This window comes from Rhodoferax sp., from assembly GCF_030646845.1.
Classification (GTDB): Bacteria; Pseudomonadota; Gammaproteobacteria; order Burkholderiales; family Burkholderiaceae_C; genus Rhodoferax.
Genome location: NZ_JAUSLE010000013.1, coordinates 25,538 through 43,208 on the forward strand (window position 1 = coordinate 25,538; position 17,671 = coordinate 43,208).

At 57.6% G+C, this 17,671-nt stretch carries 15 protein-coding genes; 12 read left to right on the forward strand and 3 right to left on the reverse strand.

The window, feature by feature from the left end; all coding sequences use genetic code 11:
• Positions 1 to 4: 4 nt before the first annotated feature.
• From serS to Q7T10_RS04170, 10 genes are all read left to right on the forward strand, one after another.
• Entirely contained in the window at positions 5 to 1,351 is a 1,347-nt protein-coding gene (gene serS / locus Q7T10_RS04130; RefSeq protein ID WP_304746223.1) for a serine--tRNA ligase, read from the forward strand.
• 6 nt (positions 1,352 to 1,357) lie between these two features.
• On the forward strand, positions 1,358 to 2,383 hold the full coding sequence (locus Q7T10_RS04135; RefSeq protein ID WP_304746225.1) for an extracellular solute-binding protein: 1,026 nt from the start codon (positions 1,358 to 1,360) through the stop codon (positions 2,381 to 2,383).
• Positions 2,384 to 2,386: 3 nt separating this feature from the next.
• On the forward strand, positions 2,387 to 4,066 hold the full coding sequence (locus tag Q7T10_RS04140) for a GGDEF domain-containing protein (RefSeq protein WP_304746227.1): 1,680 nt from the start codon (positions 2,387 to 2,389) through the stop codon (positions 4,064 to 4,066).
• Positions 4,067 to 4,184: 118 nt separating this feature from the next.
• On the forward strand, positions 4,185 to 6,206 hold the full coding sequence (locus tag Q7T10_RS04145) for an NADPH-dependent 2,4-dienoyl-CoA reductase (protein ID WP_304746229.1): 2,022 nt from the start codon (positions 4,185 to 4,187) through the stop codon (positions 6,204 to 6,206).
• Positions 6,207 to 6,226: 20 nt separating this feature from the next.
• A complete protein-coding gene (locus tag Q7T10_RS04150; protein WP_304746231.1) occupies positions 6,227 to 6,673 on the forward strand; it encodes a nuclear transport factor 2 family protein in 447 nt (148 codons plus the stop codon).
• A 15-nt stretch (positions 6,674 to 6,688) separates the two neighbouring features.
• A complete protein-coding gene (locus tag Q7T10_RS04155) occupies positions 6,689 to 7,240 on the forward strand; it encodes a PadR family transcriptional regulator (RefSeq protein ID WP_304746233.1) in 552 nt (183 codons plus the stop codon).
• An 850-nt stretch (positions 7,241 to 8,090) separates the two neighbouring features.
• Positions 8,091 to 9,446, forward strand: coding sequence for a site-specific integrase (locus tag Q7T10_RS04160; RefSeq protein ID WP_304746235.1), 1,356 nt, complete (start codon positions 8,091 to 8,093; stop codon positions 9,444 to 9,446).
• A gap of 401 nt (positions 9,447 to 9,847) precedes the next feature.
• Positions 9,848 to 10,006 (forward strand): helix-turn-helix transcriptional regulator, encoded by a 159-nt coding sequence (locus tag Q7T10_RS20780; protein WP_370653727.1) that lies wholly within the window; start codon positions 9,848 to 9,850, stop codon positions 10,004 to 10,006.
• Entirely contained in the window at positions 10,003 to 10,485 is a 483-nt protein-coding gene (locus Q7T10_RS04165) for a hypothetical protein (RefSeq protein ID WP_304746237.1), read from the forward strand. The genes Q7T10_RS20780 and Q7T10_RS04165 overlap by 4 nt, the downstream gene beginning before the upstream one ends.
• A gap of 130 nt (positions 10,486 to 10,615) precedes the next feature.
• Positions 10,616 to 13,036, forward strand: a complete 2,421-nt coding sequence (locus tag Q7T10_RS04170; RefSeq protein ID WP_304746239.1) for a VapE domain-containing protein — start codon at positions 10,616 to 10,618, stop codon at positions 13,034 to 13,036.
• A gap of 497 nt (positions 13,037 to 13,533) precedes the next feature.
• Here the strand turns inward: Q7T10_RS04170 and Q7T10_RS04175 are convergent, their stop codons facing one another.
• A complete protein-coding gene (locus tag Q7T10_RS04175) occupies positions 13,534 to 13,668 on the reverse strand; it encodes a hypothetical protein (RefSeq protein WP_304746241.1) in 135 nt (44 codons plus the stop codon).
• A gap of 352 nt (positions 13,669 to 14,020) precedes the next feature.
• On the opposite strand from Q7T10_RS04175, the gene Q7T10_RS04180 reads away from it, so the two are divergent.
• Positions 14,021 to 14,338, forward strand: a complete 318-nt coding sequence (locus Q7T10_RS04180; RefSeq protein ID WP_304746243.1) for a hypothetical protein — start codon at positions 14,021 to 14,023, stop codon at positions 14,336 to 14,338.
• A 74-nt stretch (positions 14,339 to 14,412) separates the two neighbouring features.
• Positions 14,413 to 14,679, forward strand: a complete 267-nt coding sequence (locus tag Q7T10_RS04185) for a hypothetical protein (protein WP_304746245.1) — start codon at positions 14,413 to 14,415, stop codon at positions 14,677 to 14,679.
• Between the two features lie 336 nt (positions 14,680 to 15,015).
• Here Q7T10_RS04185 and Q7T10_RS04190 read toward each other — a convergent pair whose 3' ends face one another.
• Both Q7T10_RS04190 and Q7T10_RS04195 read right to left on the reverse strand, forming a co-directional pair.
• Positions 15,016 to 16,482 (reverse strand): caspase family protein, encoded by a 1,467-nt coding sequence (locus Q7T10_RS04190; RefSeq protein WP_304746247.1) that lies wholly within the window; start codon positions 16,480 to 16,482, stop codon positions 15,016 to 15,018.
• Positions 16,483 to 16,667: 185 nt separating this feature from the next.
• Positions 16,668 to 17,588, reverse strand: a complete 921-nt coding sequence (locus Q7T10_RS04195) for an FRG domain-containing protein (protein ID WP_304746249.1) — start codon at positions 17,586 to 17,588, stop codon at positions 16,668 to 16,670.
• Between the last annotated feature and the right edge of the window lie 83 nt (positions 17,589 to 17,671).

Here is a 17,671-nt window from a genome sequence, read left to right on the forward strand (position 1 = left end):
CACCATGCTAGACATCACCCTTCTCCGAAAAGACCTCGACTCGGTCATTGCCCGTCTTGAGACCCGCAAGACACCGCAAGCGTTCCTCAATGTGGCTGCCTTTCGAACGCTGGAGGCTGAGCGCAAGACCATTCAGATGCGCACCGAAGAGCTGCAAAGCAAACGCAACACCGCAAGCAAGCAGATCGGCATGCTCAAGGCCAAAGGTCCGGCTGGTGTCGCCGAAGTTGACGCTGTCATGGCTGAAGTCGCTGGCCTCAAGTCAGAACTGGAAACATCTGCGATGCGCCTGGACCAGATCCAGCTGGAAATGCAGACTTTGCTGCTGGCCGTGCCAAATCTGCCGCACGAAAGCGTTCCGGTCGGCGCTGATGAACATGGCAATGTGGTGGTGCGTAGCTGGGGCACGCCCAAGGCGTTTGATTTCCCGGTCAGGGACCATGTGGATCTGGGTACGCCGCTGGGGCTGGATTTCGAGATGGGCGTCAAATTAACGGGCGCTCGATTCACGGTGATGAAGGGCCCGATTGCCCGCCTGCACCGCGCACTGGCGCAGTTCATGCTGGATGTACAGACCGAAGAGCACGGCTACACCGAGTGCTACACCCCTTACATCGTGAACGGCGACAGCCTTCGCGGCACCGGTCAGTTGCCCAAGTTCGAGGGCGATCTGTTTGCCGCCAAAAAGGGTGGGCAAGAAGGGGAAGCGGCACCGGACAATGCGGCGCTGTATCTGATTCCCACAAGCGAAGTTCCCCTGACCAACTTCGTGCGCGATGAAGTCGTGGCGGAGGCGGACTTGCCCATCATGCTCACGGCGCACACGCCTTGTTTCCGCTCCGAGGCCGGCAGTGCCGGGCGCGACACACGCGGGCTGATCCGCCAGCACCAGTTCGACAAGGTCGAGATGGTGCAAATCGTGCATCCCGACAAGAGTTATGAAACGCTGGAAGAAATGGTCGGTCACGCGGAGGCCATTCTGCAAAAGCTGGGTCTGCCTTACCGGGTGATGTCTTTGTGCACCGGTGATATGGGTTTTGGCGCCAGCAAGACCTACGACCTGGAAGTCTGGTTGCCGGCACAAAACACCTTCCGGGAGATCAGTTCGGTGTCCAACTGCGAGGCGTTCCAGGCGCGCCGCCTGCAGGCCCGCTTCAAGAACGCGCAGGGCAAGAACGAACTGGTGCACACCCTCAACGGCTCGGGTCTGGCGGTGGGGCGCACACTGGTGGCGGTGCTGGAGAATTATCAGAACGCTGATGGGTCGGTCACCGTCCCGCAGGCCTTGCGACCCTTCCTGGGCGGGCAAAAAATCATTGGTGCCACCGCCATGAATGACATGGATATGTAGCTTGCCATGATTCTCCGTCTAGCGCTGCTGTTCATTGTCGGTCTGACATTGAGTCTGCCAGGCCGGGCGGTGGAAACGCTGCGCGTGCTGACATGGCCCGGCTACGCGGACAGTGATCTGGTTCAGGCGTTTGAAAAAAAATTCGATGTGCGGGTCGTCGTCAGCTTTGTAGGTTCTGATGACGTCCTGCGGGAAAAGATCAGCGCAAACCGGGGTGGCGACTTCGATGTTTTCGCCGCCAACACGGCGGAAATGCAGCATTACATCGATCAGAAACTGGTCGTGCCGCTGCAGCTCTCCAACATTCCGAATACCGCGAACCAGTTGCCCCGATTCCGGAACTCGGAAAGCATTCCCGGCATCACTCGCCTGGGCGACGTCTACGCTGTCCCCTACACCTATTCGGAAATGGGCCTGATCTTTGATCGCAAGCAGTTCAAGGAGGCGCCCACATCGCTGGCTGCGATGTGGGATCCGAAGTACCGGGGAAGCGTTCTTGCCTTTGACACCAGCAGTCACAACTTCTCCATTGCCTCGCTGGTGCTCGCTGGTGAGCCCTTCCGGATTGAGGACAAGAATTTCAAGCGTGTTGCGAATCACCTGATTGCGTTACGCCGCAATGTGCTGACCTTCTATACATTGCCGGAAGAGTCGGTCGAACTCTTTCGCCGTCATTCTGTCGCATTGATGTTTGCCAATTACGGGAAGCAGCAACTCAAGCTGCTGCGTGACGCCGGTGTGGATGTTGGTTATGCCATTCCGGTTGAGGGCGCTCTGGCCTGGCTCGACTGCTGGGCCGTGACACGCGGCGCGAAAAACAAAAACTTGGCGGAACGCTGGATCAACTACATGCTGGACAACAAAGTGAGCAGCGAGTTGACCCGGCGCCAGGGCCTGTCGAACACGATAGAAGCCGACACCACCACCCGGGAGACTGACAAGATCATCTGGCTGGAGCCTGTAGAAGATGACAAGCGCAGGGCGGCATTGTGGGGTCGTATCATCTCCGGCGATTTGCCGGGGCGGTTCTAGCGCATGCGTTTCGGTATCGCCTTCAAATTGGGGCTTTTGCTGGCCAGCTTCAGTCTGGTGGCGATGGGGACCGTGGGTTACTACGCCTACGCCAGCGGCCGTGCCGCGTTGCTGACCGCGGCGCAACGCGATCTGCTGACGGCTACACAGGTGCTGGGTCGCAACTTTCAGGCGAGTATCGACGAGGTTGCCGGTGATACCTTGCTTCTGGCAAGCCTCGCCGCAGGCAATGACAAGAAGCTGCTGGCCGATACCTTCACGGCGTTAATGGCAGTGAATCCCCAGTATTTTCAGATTCGATTGATTGGTGCGGACGACCACGGCCTGGAACTGGTTCGCGTCGATCGTGATGGCGACAAACTGGCACGCGTCCCGGCTGGCGATCTGCAGGAAAAAGCCCATTACGCCTATGTCTTCAACACATTGCAGTTGGGGCGGGGGCAGGTCTATTTGTCGGACATCACGCTCAACCACGAGGAGGGCGCACATTCCGGGCTGCACAAGCCGACGGTACGGGTCGCCACACCCGTGCTTGCCGGCGACGGCAAAGTGCGGGGGCTGGTCGTGATCAACCTCGATCTAAACGGACTGTTTGCCCGCCTGAAATCTGATCTGCCCAACGCCTACCAGCTGTACTTGAGCAACCATTGGGGCGACTACCTGATTCACCCCGACCCTGCCGAGGCCTTCGGGTTTGACAAGGGACGCAGAATTTTCATTCAGGAGTTTTTTCAGCCCGTTGCAGCCTTGATCGATGGAAAAAGCGCCAGTGTCGTGACAAGTATCGAAGGGGTGCAACAGGCCACCAGCGGCCTCGTGGCCGCCTTTGTGCGGCTCCCGTATGGTGGATCAGTCGAAAAGAAGTTTGTGATTCTCGGCCTGTCACAGCCACTCGAAAATGTCGTTCGGGAGACCAGTCAATTGGGCTGGACCACGGTGCAGATGATTCTTGCACTGAGCGTGATGGCCGTGCTTCTCGCGTGGCTAGTTTCGCGCGCAGTGACCGGCTCCTTGCGGAATATGGTCGGAGCGATGAGTATGTTTTCAAAGGAACAGGTGATCATTGAGTTGCCATCGGCCCGCAAGGACGAAATCGGACTTCTCGCCAGCAGCCTGAACGACATGCAGAACACCATCGTGGCGAATATGCGCGAGTTGAACGAGAGCCGACAAACCCTCACCCATCTGGCGCAGCATGATTCGCTGACAGGGTTGCCCAACCGCGCCCTGTTTGACGACCGGCTGCGCCAGGCGGTCTCGCAGGCGCGGCGCGATCAGACGCGTCTGGCCTTGCTGTTTGTCGATCTCGACGGGTTCAAGGCGATCAACGATACCTGTGGTCATCATGTGGGTGATTTGCTGCTGAGTGCTGTTGCGAAACAGATGCAGGCCTGCGTGCGAAACGTCGATACGGTAGGCCGTTTGGGCGGTGATGAGTTCGTCGTGCTACTGACCCATGTCGAGGGGGATCAGGATGCGCTGCTGGTTGCGGGAAAGATCTGCACCGCGCTGAATCAGCCCTTTGACCTCGACGGCGGGAGCCTGGTAATTTCAGCCAGCATCGGTGTGGCTGTGTATCCAGAACATGGCAGCGACGAGTTGACCCTCTCCAAGAGCGCCGATGCCGCCATGTACCTTGCCAAGGTAAGCGGCGGCAATCGCGTCAGGCTTTTTGGGCAGTGACCGTCGGGCCCGGTTGGTACTTGGGCAAGCCCGGTAGTGCGTATTGATGCAACCAGTTGCAATAAGAAGGGATCTGATTTATATTTATGCAACTGATTGCATAAAAGGGAAATTTCCGATGAATCCTTATCCCCATCTGTTGAAGCCGCTTGAGCTGGGTTTCACCTCTCTTCCAAATCGTGTGCTGATGGGCTCCATGCACGTCGGTCTGGAAGAAGCCAAAAACGGCTTCGAACGCATGGCAGCCTTTTATGCCGAGCGGGTAAGGGGTGGTGTCGGCCTGATCGTCACCGGCGGCATTGCACCCAATGAGCGTGGCCGTCCCATGACCGGGGGGGCGACCCTGATGACGGAGGCCCAAGCCGCACAGCATCAGGTTGTGACCCGGGCGGTCCACGCCGAGGGCGGCAAGATCGCCATGCAGATCCTGCACTTTGGGCGCTATTCATACCAACCTGAGCTGGTGGCGCCAAGTGCGCTCAAGGCCCCGATCAACCCCTTTGTGCCGCAAGCGCTGTCCACCCAAGAGGTGGAAGAGACCATCGGCGACTTCGTGCGCTGCGCGGCACTGGCACAGTTCGCAGGCTATGACGGGGTCGAGATCATGGGGTCCGAGGGTTACCTCATCAACGAATTCATTGCCAGCCGCACCAACCAGCGCGACGACGCCTGGGGCGGTGCCTACGCCAAGCGCATCCGCTTTCCGGTGGAAATCGTGCGTCGCACGCGCGAGCGGGTGGGTGAGCGTTTCATCATCATTTATCGCCTGTCCATGCTCGATCTGGTCGAGGGCGGCTCATCGCTGGAAGAGGTCATCCAGTTGGCCCAGGCCATTGAGGCCGCAGGTGCCACCATCATCAACACCGGGATAGGCTGGCACGAAGCACGCATCCCGACCATCGCCACCAAGGTGCCGCGCGCCGCCTACGCCTGGGTCACGCAACGCCTCAAGGGCCATGTCACGGTGCCACTGGTGGCCACCAACCGCATCAACACGCCCGAGGTGGCCGAGCAGCTACTGGCAGACGGTTATTGCGACATGGTGTCCATGGCCCGGCCCTTGCTGGCCGATCCCTTCTTCATCCGCAAGGCCGCCGAGGGCCGTGCCGACGAGATCAACACTTGCATCGGCTGCAACCAGGCCTGTCTGGACCATACGTTTGCCGGCAAGATCACGTCCTGCCTGGTCAACCCGCGGGCCTGTCACGAAACCGAGCTGGTCGCCTTGCCCACCCCACAACCGAAGCGTCTCGCCGTCGTTGGCGCCGGCCCGGCCGGGATGAGCTTCGCAGTGACCGCTGCCGAACGCGGTCATGATGTGACGCTGTTTGACGCCGATGCGGAGATCGGTGGCCAGTTCAACATCGCGAAAAAAGTGCCGGGCAAAGAGGAGTTCTATGAGACCCTGCGCTATTTCCGCAAACAGATTGACTTGCGTGGTGTGAAGCTGCGGCTGAACACGCGGGTCGGCGCGCAGGAGCTGGCGCAGGGCGGCTTTGACGAGATCGTGCTGGCCACAGGCGTCAAGCCGCGGGTGCCGGACATCGAAGGCGTCAATCATCCCAAGGTGCTGGGTTATCTGGATGTGTTGCGTGATGGTCGACCGGTTGGCAAGACTGTGGCGCTGATCGGCGCTGGCGGTATCGGCTTCGATGTGGCCGAGTTCCTGACCCAAAGCGGCGAGAGTGCCAGCGTGAATCCGGAAAAGTTTTACGCCGAATGGGGCATCGATCCGGGCTACCGCGCGCCCGGTGGCCTGCGTCCTGCGCAGGCCGAAGATTCGCCGCGTCAGGTTCATCTGCTGCAGCGCAAGAAAAGCAAGGTGGGCGACGGCCTGGGCAAGACGACGGGCTGGATTCACCGCACCTCGCTGAAGGCGCGACACGTCAACATGGTGTCCAGTGTGACCTACCGCAAAATCGACGACGCCGGTCTGCATGTCACCATCGACGGGCAGGAAAAATTGATGCCGGTGGACAACGTGGTGCTGTGCGCCGGGCAGGAGCCGCAGCGTGATCTGTATGCCGACCTGCAGAACGCCGGTTGCACCGTGCACCTGATCGGTGGTGCCGATGTGGCCGCGGAACTGGATGCCAAGCGTGCCATTGACCAGGGCGTTCGCCTGGCAGCGACCATCTAAGACATTCGAAAGGAAGCAGCATGAGTACACCCCTTGCCCACTTGCACCCGGCCGCAGCCGAGTCACTGGCGACATGGCACCGCATGGTCGCCGCGCACGATCTCAAGGACCTGCCGACCATCCTGCACGCCGACGCCGTGTTTCGCTCGCCCATGGCCTTTCCGCCCTACCAGTCGGCACAGGCGGTGGCATTGATTCTGAATACGGTCCTGGGCGTGTTCGAAAACTTCGCCTACCACCGTGAACTCGCAAGCGGCGATGGGCTCAGCGTGGTGCTCGAGTTCAGTGCCAACGTCGGTGACAAGCAGCTCAAGGGCATCGATCTGATTCGTTTCGATGAGCAGGGAAAGATTGTCGAGTTCGAAGTCATGATTCGCCCACTGAACGGCCTGCAGGCGCTGGGTCAGGAGATGGGCAAGCGACTGGGGCAGCATCTGCCCGCCTTCAAAGGCAGCAAAGCAGGTTGACTGGAAATTGCCAGGATGTCGCTGCCCCATGCGCTATTGACCGCCTTGCTGGAGCAACCCTGTTCCGGGCTTGAACTGGCGCGTCGTTTCGACCGATCCATCGGCTTCTTCTGGCATGCGACGCACCAGCAGATCTACCGTGAACTCGGCCGCCTGGAAAGCGCAGCATGGGTGGAGTCACTGCCGCCAGAGACGGGCCGAGGGCGGAAAAAAGTGTACCGAGTGCTGCCCGCAGGACGCAAAGAACTCAAACGCTGGACCGCCGAACCGCAGGACCCCAAACCCTTGCGCGAAGAGCTGATGCTGAAGCTGCGGGCCGAGGCCGTGGTCGGCCCGACCGCGCTCAAGGAAGACATCGAGCGCCGGCTGGCCATCCATCGCCAGAAACTGTCGCTGTACCGCGAACTGGAGGCGCATGATTTTCCGGCGCCCATCGAGTCGCGGGAAGCGCAACTGCAACATCTGGTGCTGACGGCCGGCATCATGTTTGAATCCTCATGGATCGAGTGGTCAGAAAAGGCACTTCAGGTCTTGACCCAGCCGCAGGAAAATCAAAAAAGGCCATGAGTCTTCTGCCGAGGGTTGCTCCTGATGGCGTCACAGACATGGCGCTTGAAAAGTTGGGCGGGAAGGGCCGAAAATGTCCGGGATTTGTGTGATTTTATGGACGTTTTGAGTGAGGGCCGCCGCGGAGATTCCCCGTGAATCCCGATTAGGCGGCTAGACTTGCCCGCGAAGTCCGAACAAAATGGCGCTCATCCTGTTGGCTGTCCAGAACAAAAATCCGAGGTGCCGCGATGGTCAATTTTTTCAAACGATCTGACGCCACAGCCGCTACAACGGCGACAACGCCAGCACTCAAAGAACCATCTTTGCATTTGGGTGAGCGGCGACGTGTCCCTAGGCCCTTGCCAACTCCTGAAGTCGTCGAAGGCAACGAGAACTCCGATTGGGACTTGTGGGAAGAATCGGTCTCATTTCAGGATAGTCAGCTGCCACCCGCCACTCCGTCATTGAGTGGTCTGCAGAAGCAGGATGCCATACCCGGCAAAGACGCAGACATACCGGACCCATTTGCGTCGGTGCACAAGCGCAGCAGCTAGTTAGCGGCGCTCACTCTCCAGCCGGCGGGGTGCGGGGCGTGTTGATATGGTGACGTAAAAGAAAAAGCCCTAGTCGCTATGTTTTATGTAGCGAGTAGGGCTTTATTTTGGCGGAGAGGGTGTCCGCCGAAGAGTGGATGATGGCAGAGTGAAGTGACTTACATCTTTAATCCTATTTCGTTTATTTTCATTGGAGAATTTCGGAAGATTGGGTGTTTAGGCACGTTTAAATGAGTTGACGTTAGCGTTTAAGAGCCTGTAACATGGGAGGTAATGAAGGGGTAACGTACCCACTTCGATGCCTAGGAGGCTTCATGGCAATTACGGTCGCCGAGTTGGATCAGTTCGTTAAGGAGGTGCCCGCAGGCAAGAAGGCCGGTCGCCTACATGCTGGTGATAGGCTGTTTCTTGAGGCCCGTAGACCGGGCACAGAGCCCGCTAGGGCTTCGTGGGTGATCAGGTATACCCACGGTGGCAAAAAGCAGTCGCTGGGTCTTGGCAGGTACTTTCCACAGGGCGAACGTGGCACGGGGGGCGTTACGCTGTCACAGGCCGTCAGGTCTGCAAAGGTGAAGCTGGCAGAGATTGACCGTGGCGTCCAACCGGTCAAGGCTAGGCGCGCCACTGAGAAGAAACAGGCCATTGAAGATGCCGCGCTGGAAGCGCTTGGATTGCGCACTGTGCGCGGGGCTGTCGAGCAGTGGCACGAAGCCACCAAAGGCAAGCTGACTAGTCCCAAATACGCGGCACAGCGGTTGCGCCGCTTGGAGGAATATCTAGACCATATCGGCGACATTGCCGTCGCATCTTTGACGGTTGCTGACGTCGCCGACAGCTTCACCAAGTTAGGCGCGAAAGACAGGGCTGAGACATTCAGACGCAGTAGTGCTGATTTGGAAAAGTCCCTTGACTATGCCGCTTCACAGGGGTGGTTTGAGGGCAGCAATGTAGTGACGCGCGCGCGCAAGGGACTGAGCAAGCCCCAACAGGTCGGACGTAGGGCGTTCAAGGCTGACAAGCTACCGGAATTTAGCAAGGTCCTGCACAGTGTGGATGCGGCCCTGCCCTATCCTGTCACGGCACACTTACTGCGCATGCTGACGTTGACCGGGGCGCGTACCCGGGAAATCAGGGAGCTGCAGTGGTCGGAGGTAGAAGGCCTCGACACTGATAAACCCTTGCTTCACATACCAGCCGGTCGCATGAAACAGCGTAAGGCGTGGTCAGTGCCACTGAGCAAGCAGGCTGCAAAGTTGTTGCGTGACATACAGGGCTGGCAGGGTCAGGCCGGTACGGGCCTGCAGGGTGTGAAGGACGGCTTTGTATTCGTTCGGCTGGAGGGCAACTACAAGGGTCGCCTTTGCAGTGAGAACGCGGTCAACGATTTGTTAAAGGCTACGGGCTGGCATGGGGAACTGGTAGGCCACGGTCTGCGCAAGGTGTTCAGCACGGCGGCGCATGACCTGTGGCCCTACCGTGGGGCGAATCGGACCGAGGCGATCGAATTCAGCCTAGCCCACGTCCACGCCGACAAGGTGCGCGGGGCTTACGACCAAAATCTCTACATGGACCAGCGGCGGGAACTTATGAAGTGGTGGTCAGGGCATCTGGACCGAGTGCGCCAGCCTTATGCGGCCGTAGTTGTGCCTATGCGGGCAGGCCAAAGATAAGAAGACGGCGCAGCCCGTAGGGCCTGCGTCGCAAAACCCCAGGGCGCTTTGCCCCACTGTTGCCCTTATGGGCCGTTTCAGGGCGCCTTACCCTACCCTTTGGAGTCCACATTAAGCCCCGTCATGGAAACATGACGGGGCTTCATTTTTGGTGGTCTGGAGGGTGCTTGGGTCCAGTCTAATACCCGGGGATTTACTTTTTAGCGAGCGCCTCCCTAGTATGCGGCCTGACTTTAGAAAAACTCTAGAGGCACCTAGGGCGGGGGCTCCGCCGACGACTTGAGAAAAACAACAACATGAAAACTTCGTCTACATCAGAAAACCCGACGCAGGTAATCGACGGCCGGGCATTAGTGGAGGCTGTCCGATTGGCAATGGTGATTCGTCCTGAGACCTTTGCTATGCCAGAAGTTGCCCTGTACATGGGCCTTCACCCCCAGACAGCGCGCGACTGGGTACGCAAAGGTATCCTACCGCCCCCCGCCATCAAGGTTGGGCGCACAGTGCGGTGGTCCCGTGCCCAGCTTGAAAAGGTTGTCGCTGAGGGGGTCTCGGCATGAACAAGAAACCAGGAACAACGCCAAAGGGCTGCGCGACCTACAAAGCCACAGACGACGTCACCGCAGACCTTTGGGAAGCCTGGCGGCGGTTTGTAGACCTGCATAACAGTCGGCAACCGCTTTCATGGAAGGGCAAATTTTCATTTGACGAATCCGAGGAACTGGGGTTCCTTGCGGCCCGCATCCTTGACGATCTTTGCATGCCAGCGCCTGCGAAATATACGGGCGGTGACCCGTATCAGCGTGAAGGTTTTCTGGACCCGGGCAGGGTTGGTTTTGGGGACCTCAAGAGACCGGCCACACTGGCAGATTACCTCCTGTTGAACGAACTACTCATTCGACTTATGAGGGGCGTCGCAAGGAACCAGAGGAAACTTGGAGCCCTGCGTGAGCAGCTTCAGGACGTGGATAGCCGCATGCAGATGCGCCGAGTTCTGAGCGAGATTTCCAGACTCGCGACGGCGTTGTCGGCGGCTTGATCACGGGAGGTTGCAGGGGCCTAGGCCCTGCAAGGAGATACGCTTAGAACTGAGCGCATCTCCAAGAAGAAAACCCGCCATGGCGTGCCAGCCGTGACGGGTTCCACATCCAAAACAACAAGAACAACGGATGACGTATTTTATGAATAAAGTAGATCCCGTGGGAGGTGGTGCGCATGCGCTAACTGACTTCCCGAACGTACCCGGCGTGATCACGCCAGAGCAACAGACTAACCTGGAGCACTTGGCACAGCTTGTGCCGCTTTGGTTTAACTGGAGCCCCAAAGTCGGCCCCGTGGGTCGCAAAGGCAAGGCGCCTATCAATCCACGTACAGGGCACATGGGGGCGGTAGATGATCCCAAGACAGCGGGGAGCCTGGCCGATGCGCTGGGCAACATTCCTAAGGGTGGCGGTATCGGGGTGCTGCTTTCGGACGCACCTCATGATCTCGTATGCCTCGACCTTGACCACGTGATTCGTGCAGGTGAATTTCATTGGCTGGGCGCTCAGGCAGTCGAGTTATTCAAGGGGGCTTATGTTGAGGTCTCCCCGTCGGGGACCGGGTTACGCATCTTTGCTCTTGGAGTAGTGCCCTGGGCTGACCCTGAAGTGAAAATCATCGGCCCCGTCAAAGTCGGTGCATGGCCAGATGGCGAGGCGGTCAAGTTTGAGGTCTATCACCACCAGCCCCACAAGTGGGTGAGATGCACAGGTGCCGTGCTTTCGGGTTCAGCCTGCCGGGTATCGGCCGCGCAGGACGGTATCGACTGGGTTCTGAGTATGGTCCGGGCGGTGAAGGCTGCGGGGGGTGGTTCAAACCCTGTCAACGCCAAGGTTCAGGGTATCGACGCAGTCTTCGACCAGTTGGAGAAATTGCGGGGAAGCCCCGACAAGGACAGCGCCGTCATCGTTGAAGAAATCACCGGCAAGGTTTCATCGCAGCCCCGCAGCAAACTGGCAGATGCCTGGAACGGCAAAGGTGACAGGTCTCAAGCCGACTATGCGGTTTGCTGTGAAGCCATCAGACGTGGTGCTGGCAATCCTGAAGCAGTCCTTGAAGTCTGGAGTGGGGCACCCGCAAGCGATCGTGAAAAATTCGGACGCAGCGACTATCAGTCGGGGACAGTGTTGCGTGCAGCGCGCGCTGTGCTTGCTGACCCGCCTAAGTCTTGGGGCGCGGGTACTGGGGCCGGGCGTGTGCCGGTGGCGTTGTCGCAAACTGTGGCGGATGCCATCGCGGCCAGTAGCGACACGCTGACGCGCAGCAAGTCAGGCCAGCTCAGTGCTGAGGTGGGCAACGTGGTGGTTTTATTCCGGCATGACCCGGCGTTATCGGGGATGGTCGCATTCAACGAGCTTTCACAAAAAACTGTACGGCTCAAGTCCTGGAAGACTTTCGATTCCGGCGCAAGCGATCAGCCTGGCGCCATAACCGACGATGACTTAACGAGGCTTCAGATGTGGCTATCCCAGACATGCGGTTTGAAGCTGGACCACAAAGACGTAGCTCGGGGCATAGATGCTGCTGGCCGGGACGCTGCCTTTGATCCTCTGGCATCAAAGCTACAGGAACTGGGGAAGGCGTGGGACAAGACGCCCCGGCTTCACTCATGGCTTACGACCTACGCAAGGGTGGACGCGACCGGGTGCGCGGATTTTGTGAGCGCGGCGGGTGTGTGCTTCATGGTGGGCGCGGTGGCGCGTGCCCTGTCGCCTGGCTGTAAGCATGACACAGTGCTGGCCGTTGAGGGCAGCGGCGGCGGAGGCAAATCCACGATGTTTAAGGTTCTTGCAGACGCGGTAGCTCCAGACCTTTTCACTGATGGCGTGCATGACATAAGCAACACCGCTTCGCTTGTGGAAGCCACCGTTGGCCGCTGGATAGTCGAGATTGCAGAACTGGCTGGCATAAGACGTGCTGCGGACGTGGAGGCTCTGAAAGCGGCCATCACCCGACAGAGTGACACACACAGACGGGCCTATGAGGTCTACCCGCGTGAGTACGCCCGGCGCATCGTGTTTGTGGCGACCACCAACCGGAGCGAGTATCTGGCAGACCCATCCGGGGCCCTGCTTCGCAGGTTCTGGTCGGTGCGAACCCGGGCCACTGAACAAGACCCGATTGATCAGGCTGCGCTCGCGGCGGTGGCGCGGCAACTGTGGGGCGAGGCGGTCTGTTTGCACCGTGGTGGGCGCAAGTGGTATATCGCAGAGTCAGACGGCGCGGCCTACCACCAGTGGGTCGGCGGGCGCGAGGCCAGACGAGAGGACGGCGCATTTCATGACGAGATCGTGGACTTCCTGATCTCGGACGGGCTTGTCTACCCGGGGCTGCTCATGGGGATGCCCATAAAGCAGATTGCCAAGCAGGTCGGGGATATGCGAACCGTTGAAGGGGATCAGGCAAGCCTGGGCAGGCTTGCGGACAGTCTGCGTGCGGCGGGCCTGGTCAACCGCAAGGTGGGCGGTAAAAAACTCTGGTTCTTGGGCGCGGGGACTGCACCAAAGGTTGAACGCTGGAAGCTGGAACGAGCCAAGGCCTGCGCCTGAGCAGGACCCCCTAGGACCCCCTAGGACCCCACTGTGCGTCTTATTGGTTTTTTATTTTGTGTGTGCGCGGTAACGGGTAAATACACACACACGTGTGAAATGCCAACTACATGAGAAAAAGGGGTCCTAGGGGTCCTGGGGTCCTGCCAAACCGGAGAAATTATTTTGAGAGATAGTGACTTGGAAAAGCCAGCGACAGTAGACCTAACCGGCAGCGCCAGCATTGCGGATATGGCATCCCGTGAGGCATGGACACCTGACCAATATTCGTGCGTCTTGTCTGAGCATATTAGGGCAAGCAATGTACCGCTTGACCGACAGCGCGAACGACTTGCGGCTTTGGCACAGTTGGGGGCTGGCCTTGCAGGGGACCGGGCATCCGCTGACGAGTTGGCGAGGCATTACGTCATACTGGAGGCCCTTTGGCACCGATTTTCGAGAGAGGCGCACGAAGCTCTGAAGTCAGACAAACCCCGGGCGAGTGAGATTGCGGACCGCTACCTGACAGCGGCGTTGAAAGCGCAACGGTCGGCGCTGGCCACACTGTCGGCGCTCAAGGTGTTGAGGGACAGCGCCAGCACCCCGACAACGGCACCACCAGCCCCTGCGGCAGGGACGACGCTAGAAGCCAAATGATATGGCCTGCCTCAAGAACCCGGATAGCGAGGCGCGACGTCTGGCAGCGGTGCGTGCGGCGTTACAGCGAAACCGGACATGGGAGCGTGGGGCGTTCTATGGCAACGTGAGCGCGGCGGGGCTTCGTCGTCGGGGCCAAAATTCGACGAAATCGGGAGCTGAGTCGTTAGCGTTCAAGCTCGCGGTACGGTACTGTGAAGCGGTGCTGACGGTGTTGTCCAAGAGGCCACTTTGAATGTGCGAAGCCTGCATTCAAAAAGGCGTACCCGGTTTGTTCGTATAGTGACGCGTACCGCTGGCTATACCGTAGTAAGGTACAGTCGCCCAAAAACAATCAAGGAGGAGTGCATGGGTTTCATCGTGACTGTTGGGGGCATCTTCGTCCTAATAGTTGTGGCCATACTTATGTATGCGTCGAATATGCGGGAGAAGATCGAGGCAATGAGTCCTGCCGAACGCGCTACTTACTTCTTCGGAGCGGTAAATGAGCACTTAATTTGCCCGCACTGTCAGACTAAGGGTTTAGTCAGAGCCAAGCAAGAAACAAGGGTTGTTACGTCAACGGGTAAGGTTGGCGGCATCTTAAAGACGGACACAACCAGCGAAACTACGGCAGTTGTTACTCAGCATCACTGCGGCCAGTGCGGCACGACTTGGGACATTTGATACGTCCAACATATCGGCACCCTTCCCGCCAAAACTCAGCCCACTGTCAAGACTGCACAAAGGAGCATTGAAGAATGAACGTGGACGAACTGCAGAAGGTTTCAGAGGGTTTGGGCTGGATAGCCGACCGACTAGCTAACTTGCCGGAACACAAAATCGACGCTGTTACATCGGCCATGTACTGCCAACTTGCCCGACTTGTGGTCGATGAACTTGCCCATCATCTGGCGCACGGGGTGGAGCCATACGAGGCTTTGAGGCGCACAGCGGTGGGTGAAATGCCGCTCACTGAATCTCAGGCGACCTTGATAAAGATTCTCGCGGCAAAGCCCACAGTGTGACCGTTGCGCCGGCGTTCAAACTTGCGGTGCGGAATGCAGAGGCTGTACCGGTGGAGTTGTCGGGGTGATGATGCCGATCGCCCTGTCGATGGCTACGCGGTGACCTAGGACGGCATGAGACTGGTTCCTGACATAGAGTCTTCCGAACTGTCTTCTCTAAAGCCGACATAGACATCAGCAGCCGATGGCCGGCAATGTGGTGCTGATCCCGATGGTCGCTACACCCTCAACCGACCAGGAGCGGACCGTCATGCCGGGAGCCGGAATCATATGATCGCTACGGGGCGGGAGGCCTCAAGCCTCCAAATCCCCTCGCTGCACGTGACCGTGGCCTCCTCAGTCGAGGAGCCGAAGAGCCATCCCGAGTGAGCCGCCGTTGTGCGAAGCCAGCGTAGTGAACGATTGACCGCCGCTCAAGAGAGCTTGCACTACTTGAGTGGAACGAAACTGAACGATCACTTGCTCCGAAGAGACCTTGATCTCCGGCATCATTCCAGGTGCCGTGATAGTGCATGAGTTGGCCGCCGATGGGTAGTCAATCCCCAGACCGCGAGGATCGTCTTCGACCATATCGATAACTGCCTCGACGTCGATTTTTCCGGACACCGAGAAGCAGATTCGGTCAAACTCATTGTCGAAAACTGCGGCAAATTCTTCCGAGGCAACGATCGCTGGGTCCTTGAAGTCCGAAACCGACGTGGAGATGATGCACTTCGCGGTGTCGTCGGGGTCAATGTCTACCTCTACCTCGATTGCGAAGTCCGGCGTTTCAATTGAGCCGTCAGTGTTGACCTGCAAGTCTTTGCGCTTGTAGTGAAAGGATGCCTTGAGGACGTCAGCGAGTTTCTCCACGCGCCGCTGAATCTCATCGGAAGCAACCGAGCGAACAAACCCGCGCGTTCTGTCGTTCACCGCATCGGGGACTCTGTGGTGTCTATTGAATCCCGATAATTTATTGATCCATTCGATGACGCTGCCTCGCATCGAAATGCCTTTGAATTGTCCCAGCCCAATGCGCGCGGCAGCGTCCCGATCGGCGAGGATTTTCGTGAAGTCGGCAACAATGAACTCGTGTGTCTGGTTGCCCCACGCCATTGGCGTTTGTACATCACCTGGCTGAAGATGTGTACTTTTTGGCACCGTGCTGCTCAAGTATGTCTGCAAGGAGGACGCCGTCAGGAACTTCCCACGCTCAAGCGCAGCCTTGTCGCGACCGTTTAACGCTTCAAGTAAGTGGTATGTCCAAATGCCGTGCTTCAGATAGAGGGCAGAGCGAGACTGCTCGTCGGGCTTGCATGCAGAGAAGGCTTGATGATGCTCGGCACTCTGGCAGAAATTGCGAAAGTCATCGTCACTCAAATCCGACAAGATGCTGCGCATTCTGTCGTCGATTTCAAGACCGCTGTGGCAGGAGTCGAGGAACAGGATGATCTTCCGGCACGCTGACCTCGCGAGCTCCGTGAAAAGGCCTTGCAGTTCTATGCTAGTAGGCGCCAGATCCTTTAGGACCGTGTCGTGACAGGTGATGTAGTTCTTGCTGTTATTGGAGAACCCGTGACCCGCGTAGAAGAAGTACAACGTGTCCCCATCTCGCACCGTCTTGCAGACTCGCCGAATCTCCGATTCGATGCGATTCTTTGTTGCTTGCGCGCTGAGCAGCAGGACGGTGTTGGCCATATTCAGACCATGCAACTCGAGTGCATCCCGCAGGCCGGTTGCATCGTTCTCCGCGAAGCGGACAGCATTGATGCCCACATCTTGGTATTTTTCAACCGCGATCAAAAACCCAAAGACTTGACCCAAAACTTACCCCAGTGATTTGTTCTAATTTTAGAGCTACGCCGATGACCGGTAAGTAGGAGAAGCTAAGATTTTTCCTATCGAATAGCCTGAGACCAGATTTCTACTGTAATGGGGTTGCGAGCGTTATTCTTGGACAACCTGTTCGCGAAACGAAGGCTTCTCTGTCAAGAAATTCTTCCCCTCGTTTATCCCTTAAACGAATACTTATTTGCAACGTACTTTGCCGAATTTTCAATATACGGAAAGACCGTACTCTCGTTAATATTTAACAAATCCAGTTGCTCGAGAATGGTCGCTTTGCTAGTAACCGATATTCTGCTCAACCCAATCTCTGGCGTACCTTTTTCATCCAACACAGCATCCAGCCCAAATAATAAGAAGGCACCGGACTGGGAAGAAATTCGGTTATTACTTCGCTTGCCCTTTACGCAAACGATCGTGCGCAGATGTTCAGGTTGAACACGGGGCTCGAAGAATGACTTTTCTTCACGAACGAAGTGAATAAGGCGCTTGATCGCTGGCTGTTCATTGAATACTGTGACAGCATTTATGCTCTGATCAATTTGATCTTTCTCCGATTTTGGAAGTCGAGCCAAATTTGCTACACAGCTAGCTGTGTCGGAGTCAAAATACTTGATCTGTGCCTGTTCAAGAGTGAAGACGATGACTTCACCCTCTTCCTCTCCGACATGTCTTCCATCTTCTAGTTTGCCAATGCTCGATTTGCAGGCAAAGTAAAGCGCGATGAGCGGGTTCGATGTAATGTCGAGGAGGCGAGTTGGCAGTGAATAGTGCTGCATTCGAACCAGTCGGTCCAAGGTATAGCTGTCACTCGTAAAGTCCGCAGAGTTGGAAACGAGCAATTCTCGATAGAGCACATGTTCATTGTGTAGATACAGGTAGTTTCCATGCTCGTCCTTTCTGAACAGGGACGGTTCAAGCTTGTACCGCCGCTTGTTCGAGTGTCCGCGGTAGAAGATCTCTTTGCCATCGCTCTGCAACTTCAAGACTTTATCGACGAAACCGCCAACGGTAGTAACCTTGGATGAGAGGGTGTAAGAAGTTTTGTGTAAACGGTCTTTTGGCAGGAAACTGCTGTCTTGCATGGAGCAATGATGACCGTAGAAATGAAACCCTTACCCAGCGACCTGATTGATGCGCTGCTGGCGGACTACAAAAAGCCCGAAGA